Here is a 19740-nt window from a genome sequence, read left to right on the forward strand (position 1 = left end):
AGTTTATTATTTACAATTATACGGTATAATTCTATCATCAATTGTTTGGGTATAGTATAACCCGAAAGAGTTGCTGCTTGAAGACTCACTTTTCAATATACGAATCCCTGAATTAGTTTGTTCGGCCAATTCGGCAAGCGACATCATGTGCCTGTCGGTATCGGATAATCCTTTCAATTTATTATAGATACTTTCCCATTTTTTATCTAAATCGGATTCTGCTTTAAACATCTTTGTCTCCGTATCTGAGAGACACCCCGAATATTTAGAATAAAACAGTTCCGCTTTTTGGACATCTTCAATATATAGTGCATAATTACCACTGGTGGTATAGACATACGTGGTTGAATAAACATTATTCTCGGACACCCATTTGGCTGTATTCAAGAAGTCGATTCCGGACGGTGGGGTACCGTTAGGATGATTATGTATGGTAGCCACAGTCGTGTTATGCGTATAAATTGTGACACTGGTTGGAGAATTTCCTTCTACTAACTCTTTTAATCTATATGTATTGTCATCTGCATAATAAGACAGACTAATGGAGTTCTCATTATGTCCATTAGTTCTGAGAAGATTCTCAAAATCACTGAAAGCAAATGTTTTGGGACCATCAGGATGGGCATTCTTCATCGTATTATACATAGTGTTCGCACTTGCTTTGATCTTGCCGGAAGCAGGGATTGGATCACAGTTGCTATGGACTTCTTTACAGTGTCTTTTTTCACAAACCGGACATCTTTTTCCATCACATATTGGACAAGAAACACTCGCCCTTGTGGCTATGCCATCCATAATCAGTCCTCCACACTCCGGACATTTGGGACCATTACAGTCATCCGGATTGTCAGGATTTGTATTTCCGTCATCACAAGTGCAAGGAGAATTGCCGCAAACGGGGCAACAAGTACAGGGATAATTACCACAATCCGGACAGCAAATGCAAGGATCATGTCCACAATCGGGGCATTGGGAATAACAAGTGCATGGATCGTTTCCGCATACGAAACAATCATTGCAAGTACATGGATTATTTCCACAATAGTAACAGCAGGAACAGTCATTAACGTTTTGTCCACATCTGGTACAATACTCAATCAAGACTTCACACCCGCCTCCGTCATACGTGTGGTACAGACCACAAAATGCGCAATAATACACATCATTTTCCCAATCGATAGAATAACTGGAAACCGATAGAGAGCGATCTATCAAACTGATTGAAAGAAAGTCATTATCTTTCGAATAATCGGACTGTTGCTGACACGTAGCTCTGAAAATCTTGTGCGTTCTTTTTCCATTAGAGTAATAATAGGCAGACTTAATGCGTCCGCTGAGATAGGACTTGTACCACACTCCGGTAAAAGCGTGATCATCGGGAATGTGACGCATTGTTTTCATTTTCTTCCCGTGCTTTTTTATATAGCCTTTTTCTCCTACCAGCGTAACCATATAGCAATCTATCTTTTTTTCTCCGCGCTTTTGCTCGAATACAAGCATACACTCTGGTTTAATACGCTCAAAGATAGTCTTTTTACCCTTTCGTTTCATCGTTTTATGGGCGTATAATTTCCCTCCGCTGACATTTAAGGGTATTTCTACATAATTGAATGTTGAGTCCGACCATTCTCTGGATTCATCCCACAGGAGAACGATGTTGCTTCCCTGAACATCCGGCAAGCTTCGTGTTGCATGCTCATGCCGGCACGCATCCGTGTGTATGTGAGTACTGTCATTCACTACATTCGTACTGTCATTTGCCCCATGCTCATGTACTTTATCCTGTGTCTGAGGCAAAGCCAGTTGGGGGATGCATGAATAATACCTCTTTACTGCGTCAAGGCTCATTGTATTGTCACCCGTTTGCTGAGTATCTGCTTGCTTGTGTTTCTGCGAGCCGGGCAAATCGTCGTAGCAAGAATACCACAAGCCGGTGAATAGTGCTAAAATAAATATTAGTTTTTTCTTTTTCATTTTAATGTATTAATGTTGGTTACTAATAAGATCACTCTGTTTTATCGATAAAGTTTATTGCGTTTTTATTCACCTCCTTTCTTTGTTTTCTCTAAATACTCTTTTGTCAGGTGTCTCACCTGAAGAGCAATAGAACCCTCTTGTTTAAAACTATCTTGAATAATCAGTCGGGCATTTTCCTGTGCTTTGCAGATTTGGTTCGTTTCGACATAGTGACGAAATAAGTAATATCGTGGCAATATATAGCCCGGAGTCATATTGCATGAGGTTAATAGGGCCTGCTCCGCTTCTTCATATTTCTGAAGGTTATGATAACAATTACCCAAATCATATAAAATTCTTGAGGAAGGGAATAATACTGAGGCCCGTTGCAGCATAATCTCTGCTTTGGGGTAGTTTTTATTTTTATAAAACTGCATAGCACACGAGGCTATGTATGTGCGGTTGTTTTTGTAGTGGGGATAGCATTCATATAGCCTATCTTCTAATTCGGGGTTGGGAAGATGTTCATATTCGTGAATCATACTTTCCAATTTCCATTCTTCTGTCTTGAAACGATAGGTTGTGTAGCCGAGGATGCATGATATAAATAAAAAGAAAGCAATCAGGACATACTTAGAATAATAGCAGATGGTTTTCCCTGGATGAGAGGCTAACATAATGGCTATCAGTAAAACAATAGGTGCAATACTCAATGGATATGAGAAAAGAGCAAAGACGCTATAGAACAATAAAACAGGATGAAGGAATGAAACACTTCTGAATAGTAAAAATAGTAGTATAAATCCGGCAATTCCATATTCAATAACAATGCGCAGATATTCATTAAAGGCATGGTTATTGTCGGATGCTTTGAGTTTGTAGGGTGACTTCGGATGATTCGCAAAATATTCGGCTTGCGCATACATATATTGGGATGCAAAGCTGTTTACTCCAGAGCCGGTCAGCGGAGAAGTATAAATGAGTTGACTACTGGTGCTCCATATAAATAGTCGCGCATCGGCAGATTCTTTCTTTAGAAAATAGAAACCTGCTGAACATAAAATGAGCAATATTGCAATAACGGATAAATAACGACGCTGGACTTTATAATATCTCACAATTTGCCACGCAATGAGTATCAGTAGGGCTAACCATGCTGCTCTGGAATAGGAGAGGATGATGACTCCGAACATTGAGACTGCCACAGGTATTAATAAAAAGGTGATTTTCCTGTTTCTCTTATGATATAATTGCATTAATTCTATAGTTAATATCAGGCATGCACCAATATATCCCGCCAGAGGAGCGGGATTCTTAAAACTGCCTGTAACCAAAAAGCTGCTATGGTTAGACTCTGTCCAACCATAAAATTGCCTCCATGCAATGAGAGACTGAATAAACCCGGAAATAACGATTATCACCAATAGTCTGTTTTGCCAGGAGCTTGTTAGGCAGCGTGTTAGTATATAGCAGGTTACCACATATCCCCACACCAACCAATCACCTCTCTCCATGAGGTTGTTGGAAGTCCATATAGTATGGAGAGCAATATACAGGGCAAATGCACAAGCGTACAAATCCGTATATGTCAAGGTCTGTTTCATCATTTTCTATCTAAAAACAACTCTATTCTTCTCAAATGTGAAAATTCTCTCTTCGCGCCCTTTTGTATGATTTCTTATCCAATAGAGTCCATTAACTGGTACCGAATCAAAATCAATATATGAATGTTCGGCCACTTTTATTCCTAAGCTATTGAATTCTTTGTCATCACTAATCAGCAGTTCATAAGTTTCACCGGGGACTATATTATTGTCATCTGTTAAAGGCAGGTAATGAATGCGACTGATGCTGACTGGGAGCCCAAAATCAATGGCAAGCCAGTCTCGTATTTCCACAGAAGTTAATTTGTCCAAGTCAGAAAGTGCCGCCTTTTTTTGTTCGAACTCTATTTCTTTAGGTGAGGCAAAAAAACGACCATTTAGTGGAATGCTGTCATTATCTGAGAAAAACTGCAATTCGGCGATTGAAGCTTTCGAACCTGGAATTCGTATTCTCCAATAACGGTATTTTTCCGAATAAGGGATGTAGTGGTCTGCATAGTTGGAATATGCGTTTTCTGATATACTGGAAACCTCGACTGATGGAATAAAGGTAGAGTTATGTGATGCCTCTATTTTCGCTCCTACCAGCCTGTCACTATTGCGATTAATCCAATTAACCAGTGGATATTTGCGTTTGAGGCGGATACTTTGTATTTGGTTCTTGTCTGGACATAAATAGCTGAGTTCTCCTGTACTTTTAATTAGAAACGGATATGATGCGGGAACTACTTCTTCGTTTATCCAATAGCCTGCCACACAAACAACTCCGGTTCCAACATTCTCAAATACAACCGAATTCTTTTTTATTCTTCCAAAGTGTATCGGAACCCATTTCTCATTATTAAATACACATAAATAGGCAAATTGTCGTTTTTCCACGCTTTCATGGGTTAAATCAACCTTTATGTTAAAGGTACGTTGGTACTCATGAGAGACATCTTTCACAAAAGGATTTTCAAAAAATGGAGGTATAGGTTCGCCTCTTGCTTTCTCTGACACCCAATATTTGTTACGGGCATATGACTGACGAAAAACTTTAATGATTCCATTATGAGGATTCAAAGAACGTTCCGGTCCTGAATTGTATCCTTGAAAAGGATAGGAGCGCCCGGTATAATGCAATACGCTGTTCCAATAATGGCGACTTCCTCGAACACCATATTGAGGAATATAGTCTATATGAACAGGTATCCCCAAATCTCGCATCACATATTGAGCTCCATAGACGTATTGAACACAATTCCAATCTTTTGCATTCTGTGATATTAAAGAATGTCGAAATCCGTGGAAAATGTGATTAGCGTAATTAGTTGATTTATAAAGTGTATCATTTATGACCTGACATGCCTGATAAGGTGAATATGCATATTCATCCACATGAGAAAGCCAATTCATTGTAGTGGTGAATTCAGATGATAAAGAATCCCTCCAATTGGATAATGGTTCAATATCAACCCTATACGGAAGTAATGTCTCGCAAAATTCTTCAAACGTCAAATGCTTTCCCCAGGGACCTTCCCAATGAAGAAAAGCTTTATCTATATTATCTATTAAATAATCTGCTTTGATAATCTTTATATCTTCTACCTTTTTGGGGTGGAGCAATTTTACCAGGCTTGCCTGGTAAGGATAAACATCAAACATGGCTCTTATATGTGCAGGAGCTTTAAGATATGCGTCGTATTGCAAAAGATGCTGTTTGTAATTGCTTAATTCATCTGATAGAATGGAATAATGTCCCGGCATGTTTTCTATTAAAAACTTTGCTGCTTTTAATTTCAAACTGTCGGATTGATTGGCGGAATAGTGTAACAAGACCTTCTCCAATTCAACATGGTTGTCTCCACTTTGCGATATTGCTTGCTCTAACTGACTTCCTTGTTGAATACATGATGTCAGAATACTAAAAAGCATAAATGATATTATTATTTTCATAAGTATTAGATATATCGTGTTATTAGCAGTAAAGGAACGGATATAATATGTATGTTCTTTGTAATATTATCTCATATGTTTGAAGATATGGGAGCGGATGGATTATTGTTATCTTCTGCGGATAAGATAAACTACACCTTAACAATATAAAATAAGCAGCTTATTTTATATTGCTTTCGGATTTTGCATTATCTTTGCGCCTGATTAATAAACCCTTTGACATTGTAACTAGATGAAGGCAATTCACTTTGTATTTTGTCTTTTCGCGGTACTTATGCTGACGACTACAAACGGTCATGCTGCCGCAGCTAATGAGGACTTCCAAACATTCCTCAAGAAATTTACTTCCAGTGCCTCTTTCCAGTATTCTCGTATCAAGTTTCCGTTGAAAACTCCTATTGCCCTGTTGGAGGAGGATGGTGAGACGGAGAAGGTTTTTCCGTTTACACGTGAGAAGTGGGCGTTGTTGGGCGAAGATGCATTTAAAGAAGAGCGTATCACAGACGAGGAAGGTGGAGTTTATGTCTCCCGCTTCACAGTAAACAACCCCAAACATAAAGAGTTTGAGGCTGGCTATGATGAGTCGGAAGCTTCTCTTCGCGTAGTGTTCGAACTAATTGACGGAAAGTGGTATGTCACCGATTGCTATACCGACTGGTATAACTTTGATCTTCCTATCAGTGAGCTGCCGGAAACAATCACTACTATAGAGGAAGAGAATAAGGCGTTTGAGGAGATACATCCTTAGCATATAAAAAGGGCGCCTTATCCGTTAATATCATCTAAATGAATCCCATTCCTTACCTCGCTTGGCAGGAATGGGATATCAACAAAACAAACAACAGGCCACTTCCTTTTTCACAAAAAGAATGTGACTGGCTTTTCTTTTTTAATTCTTCTTTACTGCTATTAACCGGAAACGCAATGGAGTATCACGGTCTTTTATCAAGTTTTCAGGGTATGTATCATCTTCACTAAGTGAATGTAAATCCCTTCCTATTTGATAAGTATAAGCTTTTTCGTCTCCTCCATCTATATCGGATACTAAACTTACAGCATCTGAGGTCCAATATTCCATAAAGTCATGTAAGGGTTCAGCATCCGCTACATTAAAACTGCCAGCTAACCAAGCTTTTTCAATCATCTGCCATTCTGCAATAGCCGGAAGAGTCCAAAAGTAATCGGTATAACTCGGGCTTGCACTAAGATTTGGTAGACTATGATCGTTTAACAAGTCATCTATATTACCAGATGGGGCTTGTTCCGGCAGTCCATAAAATGTCATAGCATATACCATGGCACTTCCACCATTTTCTTTTCCCCACGGGAGATAAGACTGTGCTACTTTATAATGTTCGCATCCTCCTGCTTGATCGATTAAATGGAAACAGTTGGCATAGCCGTGTGGATATGTGGCGTCAAAGCCTACATTTTTATCCAGAACTTCACCTTTGAAGCCCCAGGGCATAGCCTGTCTGTCTACCCTGTCGATCAAAATACTAATATTTGTATGGCCGAATATTTTATTTGCTAGATCATCGGGGACATCGTATACGATCGGGGCATACTGTTTGATTTCGATAGTCTGAATTTCTTCACCATTTACTGAGATGGTTACTTTACATGAACGGGATGTTGCTGTAGCTCCACTTTCCGGTACCATTGGTTGAGCATAAATCCATAAAATACCGTTTGTTGCTTTAAGGTCCGAACCACCAGCTACACTTTCCCAACCTGTTTTATTGTAACTGTCCGGATCATATACCCAAAGAAAATAGTCTCCACTCCCGGAAATGGTATAAGTTGTATTTTCTCCGGCCATGACTTCAATTGGTATGTATTCTCCGCTTGCATTTACATTTATATCTCCTGAAACAAATGATGCTTCACCTAGTTCGGTTTCCATGCGCCAGGTTATATCATCTGAATTTGTTTCCAATTCACCAGTTTCTGGATCTATTTGTCCTCCTTCGGTTACAGCATATCCTGATAGTGATAAAGTTACTGCGTAATAGTGGTTACGAATTACATCGAAGTCAGAGATGACATCTCCCCCTAAGAATATTCGGAAAGATACTGGACCGGAAATAATTTCTCCATCATTTTTATACCTTAAATAATTTGCCGATACTTCAAGGTATGAGCAGTTTTGGGCTGCAGCATCAATTTCTTCAGGAGTAATGCCGGTTGCTGCAGCTGGGCGCTTATATTTCTGGTTTGTTTCGGCAGCGCCGAAGTCTTCATGATGAGTATTTTCAAATAGAAACAAAGGTGCAACGTCCTGATCAGTATAGTTTGTTTCTATACCTTCATTCCAACTATTACCTTCGAAATAATGTTTACCACTATGGGTGGACAGATTAGAAAATTGTTCTTTGTATTTTTCAACAGTTACTTCATTGGCAACTCGTGACCATTTGTAAGATGCCGTTTCTTTGAATTCGCCATTTTGGACAATGTCAGTCGAAGCATTCAAGTCGATATTTGGTTGACCTATGAAACATTCCTTAGGGACCCTGTGTAACTGAATTCTGGTAGGTGTTATGATTACGTCATCTTTTAATCCGCTTCCATCAATTCTGACTGTTACTAATGCAGCGAGACGTTGTAACTCCGCTTTCAGAGTTTTGCCGACAGTTCCATCTGCATCGGTATGTGTCTCATTTTCTATAGCTTTAGCAAATAGCATACTGTTTCCGCTGATAATACCGGATAGGCTAGAGGTTTCTTCCTTTATTCTTTGTAATTCCCCGACATTATGAGGACCTTTGATTTGCATACTTGAACCATAGTTGGCAACCACATAGATAGTACTTGCCACGTATCCTTTGTCTTCCAAATACTTTGCGGAAAAATGGAGTGAATAACTATTGTTTTCCTGAGACACAAAAGTAACTCCATCAGGTAATATGACGCTTGCTTCGTCATTGAAGGGGAGATAGAAGATTTCTTGTATGTCTGATTCTTCATTACTGCCCGCTGCAATAATGATATTCAAGTCATTGACTATATCAAAATCAATGGCACCGGCACGTGTAGTGGTAGATGATATAATAGGTTTTGGCAACTTTACATTTAGTATAACTTCTCCATTGACTACAGGGGTACTCTTAAAATCGTCTTTGATGCAACTTGTCCAAAGGAGTACTCCTAATAGTAAAAGAAAGATGTCTGCCCTTTTATACAGATAGAATATATTGTGAATCTTTATATTTCTCATATTACGATTATTTTAGAATTCCGGTTTTACGTCTTCTATGGCCCAGTCAGGTATGCTTACTTCTACTCCTATACTCTTGAATTCAATAAGAATAGGGATAATAGTCTCATTCTTATCAATATTTATTTCAGGGTGTTTTTCAAGGAAGTCGGCCAATTGCATACTGAAAATTTCCTTGTTGTCTGAGTCATACAATTTCAGGCAAGGGTGTTCTGTTTGCTTTAAAATATTGAACCGGTATACGTAACTTTGTTTTTTTACATCAGACAGTGGATAATATGTTGCCAGTTCATCGTCTGTTACTTCGTTATTGAAGTTTACCCAGGTTGATAGGTTGTTAACTTCAAGTTTTAAAGGTGAAGTAGAGCGGGCAGCAGTTTCTATATAACCTTTTACTTCTACATACATATCTATGTGTGAAGCAGAAAAGGGAATGGTTTCTGTCAGTTCCCGATTTTTAGGAACTGCGAATTCTTTGCTTCCCTGATAGAGAGAGTCATTGGAATGGATAATGTCTCCCGATAGGCAACACGGATGTGTGCAATGTATATCTTTATAGTTTCCACAATTGACATCTGTGATTACAGTTGCTTCAAAAGCATTACCAATACATACAGCGCGATATGTTCCAGGAGAGAGCTCAAGACTGATGCTTTGAGTGCTTAGTTCGTTCTGCTTAAGCGTGCGGGAGACTATGCAGTTGTGGTTCGCATCAAAGACATACAGATTCACCTTTTCAATCTTTTTTTGAAAGATTTCCGTAGTACCATCGCCAACGTAGCTGAAACGAAGAGTGCAACGGCCGCAGTCATCCCTATTTTCTTTGATACATCCTGCCACCAGAACGACCCAAAGCAGGATTATGAATGGATTTATGTATTTCATCATTATTCTGTATGCTTATAAATTGTGGAATAGCTATGAACAGCGTGCAGTATTATATGGTTACTGCACACTGCCTTTTATAAAAATTAGGGTTAGGGAATTAATCAAAATCCGGAGTCAGGTTTACAATTATCCAGTTTGGAATTACAATATCAACTTTCACACAGATTGTTTCTACCGGTATCCATGGCTTGATGTTGTTACAGGTGAAAGCGTAGTTGACTTTATAGATTTTACCAGCTTCGAAAGCTGTGATTTCTGTACCTTTATCATCAGTATAACTGGATGCTCTTACGTATTGAGGCATATCCAAATTTCCACTTACTCCATTATTGAATACTCCGTTTGCAACGGTCAGTATGATGCGGGGAGCTGCTCCTGGAGCTACATTGTAAACATATACATTAGGCAATGCATCCTTATCTTTTAATTCTATTTCTGGATTGAAAGGATCTATATACCAGCCTGTTGCGGCATTCCAGTCTTTTTGTCCCTGTTCTGTTGCCGGATAACTGATAGTCTCACTGCCATCAACTGTTGTCAGAATATTATCAATACCAATTTTTGATAAAGTTAATTCTTTATAGAGAGCTACTTCACTGGCTGAACTCTCTCCTAAATCGGTACATGCAATGCCACCAATCTCTATTCTGGCCAATAGAGGTTGTACGGTTATCTGACCTGCATCGTAAAGTGTGGATGTAGCTCCACTTTCATCTGAACATGAACCACTTGCAGACCATGATGTACTCTTTCCGTATACTACAATGTCGTTTGGTGTTGATTGCTGGCCTATAAGATCTTTTTTTATAGCATCCAATAAAGTACTAAAACTTGAGTGTACTGTTATTACCTTATCGGTGTTCCCTAAAATGGCAACGGCATTCACATCACCTGGAACTTTGTGGAAAGTATATATACCATCAACATTAGTGCCTTTATCAAATGTTGTGGTAGAGCTAATTTGATCTCCTGCCAGAAAGATCACCTTCAGATTTGAGATGTCTGCAACAGGTATTTTTTGAGTTTCATCGCTAAAACTACCTGTTGCGCGGCTATCTGGTTTTGCCATATTGGCAATAGAAATTGAAACACTTTTCCCGTTACTGAGGGAATTCTGTTCTGCATCTTCATTACTACATGCTGCAAAAGCTAATCCAGCTAATGCCAGCATAACATACTTGCTTAACTTCATAATTTAAATTGATTAGTAAATAATTGATAACTTAATTTTATTATGTATATGCTAACTGATTTTATTTATCATGTTTTACCGGGACTCTGTCTGTTATAAGTCAGCAATAACTCTGGCTAATTGTTCCAGATTGATCTTGGCCTCCATGTTTCCGGCGTCAGTTGCACGTTTTAGTGTCTCTTTTGCTTTATCATATTGTTTGTTTTTCGCATAGGCTACACCCAAGCAGTTTAATGCTTCAGGGGTATGGACAGCTTTCGATTTCTCTATCATTGAGATAGCGGCAGCTATATTGTTGCGTTCCATTTCCACGTTAGCCCCGTTTACTATTGCCGAGGTTTTGTCTGGATAGGTATGGGCCGCAATCAATAGTACTTCTTTATATTCGGGGGAGTCTTCTCCGTAAGAGTCTGCTACCATATAAATCTCTTCCATGCTTAGCAAATCCGGGCGGATTTTCAACTGTTTTTTAGCTTCCTCCAAACTGAATTCTTTTACGTTATACTCTATGCGATATTCATTACGGCGTAAGGGTTCATACATTTCATTCAGTAGACGCTGATAAATCTCTGGAGGAACAAGGTCCTTGATTCTCTGTTCGCAAACATCCTGATCATCTTCGCACTCATCAATAATCTTTATAACTTCATCTATTTTTAAGAGTTTTGGGTGCTTTAGCACTTCTTTCCGCAATCCATTCCAGTCTTCCCCTTTCCAAGTTACGTGCCATAGTGAGGCATCTACATTTGTGTCCTTCTGCATATATTGAGCAAAATTTTCTGCACGATTTTTAGACAAATGTTCATTGTAGGCTACTGTACCTTCGGGCGAAGCATACCCCGTTATATAAATACCTGTTATAGTCAAATCGGGATTTGTCTTTACCACTTCTATGGAATTATGTACTGAATCTAGTTTTGCTTGGTTGTTTTTGAATTTCGGATCAATGATATAGCTGTTCTGACGATATTGAAGGCGTACTGCACGTATTTCATTGCGTACTTTTATTGTCTCCTTTTCTGGTTGTACAAAAGTAGTAACATATTGTGGCTGAAACAGTTGTAGGAAGGTGTTCTTTACTAAAGATTCTTCTGTAGCGAGCGTGCCCGCTTCACATTCCAGGCAACCAGTCATTTCTTCACGAAGTATTAGACGACTCTGTGCCATCCAAGGTTCGTAAGGCAAGGTCATGGAGTATTCCACATTTTGCTTTTTATTGCTCTTACGGCGCACCACCATATAGGCATCATCCACTGTTGACTTTCCTGTCAATGCTTTCATACGTTTATGTATCCGGTTTCGGGTACGGCCATCTACTACAACAGGGGTTAATTCTAATTCTTTAGAATCTGTTTTGGCTACAATGATTGGTTTCAGACGTACGCTTTTCTGGTTGCCTATTTCCATATCTGTCAAATCAAGCGTCATCTTAACATTCACTTCACGGCCATTTTTTGTTACCGATTCATTAATCACTTTCACATTGATAAGTTGTCCCTCCTGTGCATGTGTCCACAGTGATGCGCTCAGCAAGATTCCTGTGATATATAATATTCTCTTCATAACTCAGTTTTTCCTTTTTTACTTAATAACATAGATAAGTGATATGGCGGCTTTGGTTGCTCCCAAATAGTTCTTGTTCCCTTTTTCTTTCCATTCACCGCATTTAGGACAATCGTATTTATCGTAGTGTGCACGTACGTATCCCAAGCCTAGACTTGCTTCAAGGCTCCAGCGATTACTTAGTAGCCATTGGTAGCCATAAGCTAAGCCTGCCCCATAATAGTACCCCTCATAGCGGTAATCCTTTGTTGAAGGGAGTATCCCTAGTGGGAACTTCATATTGCCTACATTATATTGTCCCCCCAGTAGATGAAAACCTAAAAAATGACCATTGAAACGCTCGCATAACCAGTAGCGGGCTTCAGGTTGTGCCATCCAATGTTTCCACTTCTTATCATCTGAAAATGAAAAAGGATTATAATTAGCGGACAGATCTAACGTCCACTGAGGGGTAAGACCTATTTCAGCGCTGAGGTTGAAGGTCGTAGTGGCATCGTACAGGAGGTTTGTCTTGATGGCAACATTCTGTGCAGATAAAGAGATGCCGATGAATAGAAAAATAATACAAAGACTCTTTTTCATGCTCTTCATTTTAATAATGTGAGTTTTTTTCGATTAATATCTTGTGCTTAACATTTCTGTTACTTTGTAGGTAACAGAAATAGGCTAGAGAGCCACTGCAAATGTATTTATTGTGGATATGTAGATTAATCTTTTTGGATTTCTGAGATTTGAAAAGAGCATAAAAAAGAATACTGTGTTAATTTAATATAACACAGCTATGTGTGTATTGCATAAAATCAATATGCGTAATGCACTATTGATGGATGGTTTCCTTATTTAGAATGTATTCTAGAATGTTTTTTAATTTTTATCTAAAATTTCTTCATGTTTTTCTTGCGTGATTTATATTTATTGTAGATATTTGCGATGTTAAATCATTTTCTGTTACCTACAAAGTAATAGAAAGCAATATAATAATTTAGATGTTCATTTCTGTTTGTTTATTGGTTGATTATAAGATCATTGTACTTTATTTAGACACAAATGTATGAGAAATAATTTTCCTGTTCATTTCATTTATTTTTTCATCTGTATGTCTCTTGAAGTAAGTTTCGGTTACCTTGACTGATGAGTGACCCATTGCATTGCTAATGAGCTCTTGTTGGTAATTTCTGTAATTGGCTATAGTAGCCCAACTATGGCGGGCACTGTAACTGCTTAATCGTACTGGTGCTCCAGTGATCTTGATTAAATGTCCCAATAAATAATTGAAATTACGTAATGCGTTTTGATACTGTCGGTATTCGTTGCATCCCGGATGGCGAATTAATGGAAACAGGTAAGGAGAATTGTTGTCCGAGTTCTTTAGCTGCTGGATAAGTGTCATTGCTTCAGGCTCTACATGTACCGTAAGCCAAGTACCTGTTTTGCGACGGCGGTAAGTTATGGTATTACCTTGTAGATCACAACGTCGCATAAATGCTATATCCACAAAAGGGATACCACGTAGCATAAATAAGAGTATGAACAGCATACGTGCGCGCTCTAATTTCCGATTTTCCGTTATGGGCTTTTTAAATTTACGCAGTATCTCTTCGTCCAATGCTCGCTTGACTGTCACCTTTGTTCCCGTGTAGACACATTTGAATAATCGGGGCTGATAGGGAGCATGTCCTTCATCTACTGCACGATAGTAGACAGCACGCAGCATGCGCATATACGTGGAAATGGTATTCCAGTGTAGCTGTCTGGATAACAGATAGTTTTGAAAAGCCTTTAACCACAAAGGGGTAACTTCTTTAAACTCAAAGGGGACTTTACCCACGAAATCATTAACACGATTAAAGGTGCTCTGATACACATGTGCTGTTCCCATGCGTTGCTCTTCCCTGAAGCCAGAAATCTGGGTTGCCATGTAGGCCATAAAGTTTGTTTTGTTCATCATATGACTTTTTATTAAAAGTGGAGCTATATAAATGCTGAAAGATAGGAAAAGTTCAGTGAAAAACAATGTTTAAAGGAGAAGTCGGAATAATTCTAAAAGCTATTTATATATCAGTCTTGCACTGCTTTTATTACTATACTACACCTTTTTTGTACGATTTATGTGTCATTTTCTCTAAAAAGTACCGTTTCTTTGCAATGTGGAAATATTGTAAAACGAAACTAATACCGGAAATGACACATTCAACTTTCATACATATTCTGTGGAAATGTATTTTCCTTGTTCTCCCTTGTACTTTATTGGCGCAAGAGCACGCTTCTTTGGGCCATTGGATTGCCGAAGACCAGTCGGGGATGATGGACTTCACCATCCGTGAAGATACGCTTGAACTTATCGTGCCCGAAGGGCTTACTTTATGGTATAAAGACCGTCTGACCGGTGATTATGAAATCAGTTATCATATCTGCATGGTGATGAATGGTGGGGAACACGATCGTCTTAGCGACATGAACTGCTTCTGGGCTGCAAACGATCCGAAACACCCAGGCAAATTATTAGCCCGCTCCACTTGGCGAAATGGCATCTTCCGTAACTATAATACATTGAATCTGTTCTATGTAGGCTATGGTGGTAATGATAATACCACTACCCGTTTCCGTCGTTACTACGGTCAGTTCTACGATGTGGATGAGGCTCGCATCAAACCTTTGATTAAAGAATATACCGATCCTGTTCATCTATTGAAGCCGAACCGATGGTATCATATCCGGATTCGTGTTCAGAATAATAGCACAACTTTCTTAGTAGATGGTGAGGAGCTTTTCCGTCTGCCTCTCGAAACCGGTGCAGGCGATGGTCATTTTGGCCTGCGCCTTCTGCAAAATCATGTTCGTTTCACGAACTTCCATATCGAACGCTTGAATTAATCCCATTAATATTCTCATACCATGATGACGAAACTTAATCTGATGAAATCTACCCTTGTTGCTGCATGTGCTGCACTGTTTTCCTTTAGCCTGTCGGCACAAGTTGTAAAGAATGACCGGTTACTCTCTTTTGAACAACCAGAGCTTCCTGCCGGGCTGAGCGCAACGAAAGCTACGCTCGGCATCAGCGACCAACATTATAAAGACGGTACGCATAGTTTACGTTGGACATTTGACCCCGGCTCTATACTAACCCTTCAGCGTGATCTGAAGTTCGAGAAGAAAGACCCTACCGGAAAAGATACTTACCTTTCCGCTTTCATTGTCTGGGTGTACAACGCAAAAGCCCAGGATACTACTATTGAGTTTGAATTCCTGAAAGACGGAAAGAAGTGCACTTCTTTTCCTTTCGGTATTAATTTCACAGGTTGGCGTGCTGCCTGGGTCTGCTACGAGCGTGATATGCAAGGCACTCCTGAACCCGGGATGAATGAACTGCGTATCGTTGCACCTGATGTGAAAGGAGAGTTGTTCATCGACCATCTGATAACTGCCAGTAAAGTGGATGCCCGTCAGCAAACAGCTGATGTGCAGGTACCCTTCGTTAATAAAGGAACCACCAACCATTGGCTGGTGATTTATGAACACTCCCTGTGGAAACCGGAAATAGCCCTTACTCCGGTTAGTGAGAAGGACAGACAAGACATGCAGTTGATGGAAAAACGTTTCCGCGATATGCTTTATACTCCTTCTAAACTGACAGAAAAAGAGATGGAAGGCATCCGTAAGAAATATGATTTTTATGGGATTACTTATAAGAACGGTGTTGTAAGCGGACTACCCATCTTCATGGTACGCCAGGCAGAAGCTTATGAACGTATGTATCCCAACTGGGATAAAGGTATGTTCACCAAGTTAGGGATGGAGATGAGTGAGTATTTCAATCTGATGCGCCGGATAGCTTATGCCTATAACAATGCTTCGGATGCTGTGACAAAGGATGAGCTGAAACAGAAGTTCCTGGCGATGTACGACCACATCACCGATCAGGGAGTGGCTTATGGCAGTTGTTGGGGGAATATCCATCATTACGGATACAGTATGCGCGGTTTGTATGTGGCCTATTTCCTTATGAAAGATGTATTGAGGGAAACCGGAAAGCTGAATGAGGCGGAACGCACTTTGCGTTGGTATGCCATCACCAATGAAGTATATCCTAAACCTACGGTCAATGGCATTGATATAGATACTTTCAATACACAGACGCAGGGGCGCATGGCAAGTATCTTGATTATGGAAGATACTCCTGAAAAACTTCAATATCTCCGTTCTTTTTCCCGTTGGATAGATTATGGTTGCCGCCCGGCACTCGGATTGGCCGGTTCTTTCAAAAAAGACGGTGCTTGTTTCCACCATCGCAATAACTATCCGGCTTATGCGGTCGGCGGTCTGGATGGTGCCACGAATATGATTTATCTGTTGAGTGGAACAGGATTCAAAGTATCTGAAGTAGCGCACGAAACAGTAAAGAATGTATTGCTCACTATGCGTTTCTATTGTAATACCAAGCAATGGGCTCTTTCCATGTCAGGACGCCATCCCAATGGAAAGGGACAATTGATTCCCGTACAATATGCTACTTTGGCATTGGCTGGCACTCCCGATGGAAAGCAGGAATATGATCCTGAACTGGCTGCTGCTTATCTGCGTTTGGTTTCTTATACGGAAACTCCTGATAAGAATGCTCCTGATTATCTACCGAAAGCATCTACTGCCTATGAAAAGAAGCTGAAACAGTTATTTGAAGCACAGGGATTCCGTCCCGAACCCGATCCGCAAGGTAATTTGGCGTTAGGGTACGGCTGCGTTTCAGTACAGCGCCGGGATAATTGGGCTGCTGTGGTACGTGGGCATTCCCGTTACCTTTGGGCAGCAGAACATTATCTGGATGCCAATTTCTTCGGTCGCTACCTGGCTCACGGAAGTATGCAGATATTGACCGGAAAACCCGATGAAATGGTTACTTTTACAACCAGCGGCTGGCAGGAAGCAGGCTTCGACTGGAACCGTTTCCCCGGTACGACAACTATTCATTTGCCATTCGATCAGCTTCGTGCCAAAGTGATGAATGTAGATACTTTCTCCGGTATGGAAGAAATGCTATATTCTGATGAGGCTTTTGCAGGTGGTTTGTCTCAGGCAAAATTAAATGGTAACTTCGGCATGAAGCTTCACGAGCATGACAAGTACAACGGTTCACACCGTGCCCGTAAATCTTATCACTTCTTCAATGGAACGATTGTATGTCTGGGAACGGATATTGAGAATACAAATGAAGAGTTCCCGACAGAAACTACCGTTTTCCAGTTGGCAGCCACTACTCCCAAAATGCATGATTACTGGGCAGCTTATAAAAGTGACGGACAGACCTATATCGATCCTAACGGAGTAGGTTATTATCTGTCGAAAAACTCGATGAAAGCGGCAAAATATGAAAAGAACTTCCCACAAGTTACCGTAGGTGAACGTAATCCGAAGCCTACTTCCGGTGATTGGGTTTCATTGGTATTAGAGCATGGAAAAGCTCCGAAAGGTGCTTCTTATGAATATGCTGTCCTACCCCGTACGAATACAGTTTTCTTGAAAGCTTTCGCAAAGAAACCGTCTTATAAGGTATTACAACAGGACCGCAATGCTCATATCGTTCGTTCTATGACTGATAACCTGACTTCATATGTACTTTTTGAAACACCACAGGCATTGCCCGGGGAGGGATTGTTACAGAAAGCTGATACTTCCTGCCTCGTCATGATACGTGAAGACAGAGATAAGCTCTTATTGACCGTTTCCCAACCGGATCTGGCGCTGTATCGAGGTCCGAGCGATGAGGCTTTTGACAAGGATGGCAAACGTATGGAACGCAGTATCTATTCGCGTCCCTGGATTGATAATGATAGTGGTGAAATACCTGTAACCGTTACTTTAAAGGGTGAATGGAATGTTGCAGAAACTCCTTATTGCAAAGTGATTTCCAAAGATAAGCAGCAGACTGTTTTGCAATTTACGTGCAGAGATGCCGCCAGCTTCGATGTGGAGCTGAAAAAATAATGAAGTTAATCCTTAAAATAGCACTGTGATGAAAGTAAAGAATATAATGTTGTGTGCAACGGCTGTCGCTCCCTCCCTGGTTTGGGCGAAAGAGTTGCCTAATATCATCTACATTGTAACCGATCAACAGACAGCCTCTGCGATGAGTTGCATGGGAAACGATGACTTGCATACTCCGAATATGGATAAGCTGGCAGAGGCAGGTGTCCTGTTCCGTAATGCCTATTGTTCTACACCCCTGAGTGGACCTGCCAGGGCGGCAATGTTTACAGGCTATACTTCGCACGAAGTAGGACTTGCCCGAAATGGTACGCCGATACCGGATTCATTGCGTAACCGGACTTTGGGAACTCTGATGCAGGATGTCGGTTATGACTGTATCTATGCCGGTAAATGGCATGTACATACTGCCTCCATGCCGGATAAAGAGTTCGGTTTTACTACTATCCATCCTCATAGTGATAATGGGTTGGCGGAAGCCTGTGTCGACTTTCTGGAACAAAAGCATACCAAACCCTTCTTCCTGGTGGCAGGATTCGATAACCCGCATAATATTTGTGAGTACGCACGTAGCCAGAATTTGCCTTGGGGAAATATAGAAGACCTGCCGCAGAATGAGTGGCCGGGACTACCTCTTAATTTCGCTAAGAATCCCTATGACGCTGATGTTATCAGTTATGAGCAGAGCCTGAATTATTCGGCTTATCCTACCCGTAACTACACTCCGGATGATTGGCGCCGTTACCGAAGCCTCTATTACCGTCTGGTTGAAAAGGTGGATGCAGAAATCGGTAAGGTTTTGAATGCTATAGATAAACAGGATTTATGGAAGAATACAGTCGTGATATTTACCAGTGATCATGGCGACGGAGTGGGAGCACACCATTGGAACCAGAAGTCGGCTTTATATGAAGAGGTGGTAAATATCCCTCTGATTGTAACCTTACCGGGAAAAAAGAATGCCGGCAAGGAGATGCCGCAACTCGTGAATAATGGTGTCGATTTCTTTGCAGCAGTTTGCGACTGGGCAGGCATCCGGCTTCCTGAAGGGCTGCATGGTGTCTCTTTCAGAGCGCTGGTAGAGAAAGCGGATCCGGCATTGAAGCATCAGGACTATATCGTAACCGAAACCACTTTCGATAAAGGTGGAAATACACGTGGCTGGGCTTTGCGTACCTCTCGCTATAAATATGTGTTGTATGACAAAGGCCGTTACCGTGAGCAACTTTTTGATATGGAAAAAGACCGTGGTGAAATGCGGAACCTTGCCATCGAGGAGAAATACAAAGAGATTCTGTTGCAACACCGGGAGTACCTGCACGATTGGATGAAGCTGCATCATGTAGCGCAGATACGTAAAGATGTACATACGATTCCGGGCGTAAATCCGGAATGAGATC

Annotated in this window: 13 protein-coding genes; 4 read left to right on the plus strand and 9 right to left on the minus strand. The window is 40.5% G+C overall.

Features of this window, described 5'->3' with window-relative positions:
• Nucleotides 1–6: 6 nt before the first annotated feature.
• The 3 genes from DWW10_RS20365 to DWW10_RS20375 all read right to left on the minus strand — a co-directional run bounded on the left by DWW10_RS20365 (nt 7) and on the right by DWW10_RS20375 (nt 5495).
• Entirely contained in the window at nt 7–1974 is a 1968-nt protein-coding gene (locus DWW10_RS20365; RefSeq protein WP_022393240.1) for a hypothetical protein, read from the minus strand.
• A 65-nt stretch (nt 1975–2039) separates the two neighbouring features.
• Nucleotides 2040–3563 carry an O-antigen ligase family protein gene (locus DWW10_RS20370; RefSeq protein ID WP_118420675.1) on the minus strand — a complete coding sequence of 508 codons (1524 nt, stop codon included), beginning with the start codon at nt 3561–3563 and terminating at the stop codon, nt 2040–2042.
• Nucleotides 3564–3566: 3 nt separating this feature from the next.
• Entirely contained in the window at nt 3567–5495 is a 1929-nt protein-coding gene (locus tag DWW10_RS20375) for a hypothetical protein (RefSeq protein ID WP_118420674.1), read from the minus strand.
• Between the two features lie 232 nt (nt 5496–5727).
• Here DWW10_RS20375 and DWW10_RS20380 point away from each other — a divergent pair, with 232 nt between their 5' ends.
• Complete coding sequence (locus DWW10_RS20380; RefSeq protein ID WP_022393243.1) at nt 5728–6243, plus strand: hypothetical protein; 516 nt, start codon at nt 5728–5730, stop codon at nt 6241–6243.
• 141 nt (nt 6244–6384) lie between these two features.
• Here the strand turns inward: DWW10_RS20380 and DWW10_RS20385 are convergent, their stop codons facing one another.
• The 6 genes from DWW10_RS20385 to DWW10_RS20410 form a co-directional block, all read right to left on the minus strand.
• Nucleotides 6385–8715 (minus strand): DUF4906 domain-containing protein, encoded by a 2331-nt coding sequence (locus DWW10_RS20385; protein ID WP_022393244.1) that lies wholly within the window; start codon nt 8713–8715, stop codon nt 6385–6387.
• A 12-nt stretch (nt 8716–8727) separates the two neighbouring features.
• Nucleotides 8728–9603 carry a FimB/Mfa2 family fimbrial subunit gene (locus DWW10_RS20390; protein WP_022393245.1) on the minus strand — a complete coding sequence of 292 codons (876 nt, stop codon included), beginning with the start codon at nt 9601–9603 and terminating at the stop codon, nt 8728–8730.
• Nucleotides 9604–9700: 97 nt separating this feature from the next.
• Nucleotides 9701–10795, minus strand: coding sequence for a hypothetical protein (locus tag DWW10_RS20395; RefSeq protein ID WP_022393246.1), 1095 nt, complete (start codon nt 10793–10795; stop codon nt 9701–9703).
• Between the two features lie 93 nt (nt 10796–10888).
• Nucleotides 10889–12358, minus strand: a complete 1470-nt coding sequence (locus tag DWW10_RS20400) for an OmpA family protein (protein WP_022393247.1) — start codon at nt 12356–12358, stop codon at nt 10889–10891.
• Nucleotides 12359–12376: 18 nt separating this feature from the next.
• On the minus strand, nt 12377–12949 hold the full coding sequence (locus tag DWW10_RS20405; RefSeq protein WP_118420671.1) for a DUF3575 domain-containing protein: 573 nt from the start codon (nt 12947–12949) through the stop codon (nt 12377–12379).
• A gap of 442 nt (nt 12950–13391) precedes the next feature.
• Nucleotides 13392–14303, minus strand: coding sequence for a tyrosine-type recombinase/integrase (locus DWW10_RS20410; RefSeq protein WP_118420670.1), 912 nt, complete (start codon nt 14301–14303; stop codon nt 13392–13394).
• 236 nt (nt 14304–14539) lie between these two features.
• Here DWW10_RS20410 and DWW10_RS20415 point away from each other — a divergent pair, with 236 nt between their 5' ends.
• From DWW10_RS20415 to DWW10_RS20425, 3 genes are read left to right on the plus strand one after another with little or no spacing between them, the layout of a single operon-like run.
• Nucleotides 14540–15232: a DUF6250 domain-containing protein gene (locus tag DWW10_RS20415; RefSeq protein ID WP_118420701.1), complete on the plus strand. Its 693-nt coding sequence runs from the start codon at nt 14540–14542 to the stop codon at nt 15230–15232.
• Between the two features lie 42 nt (nt 15233–15274).
• Entirely contained in the window at nt 15275–18340 is a 3066-nt protein-coding gene (locus tag DWW10_RS20420; protein ID WP_182021489.1) for a chondroitinase family polysaccharide lyase, read from the plus strand.
• Nucleotides 18341–18368: 28 nt separating this feature from the next.
• Nucleotides 18369–19736 (plus strand): sulfatase family protein, encoded by a 1368-nt coding sequence (locus DWW10_RS20425; RefSeq protein ID WP_022393252.1) that lies wholly within the window; start codon nt 18369–18371, stop codon nt 19734–19736.
• Nucleotides 19737–19740: the final 4 nt, after the last annotated feature.

The organism is Bacteroides intestinalis (assembly GCF_003464595.1).
Lineage (GTDB): Bacteria > Bacteroidota > Bacteroidia > Bacteroidales > Bacteroidaceae > Bacteroides > Bacteroides intestinalis_A.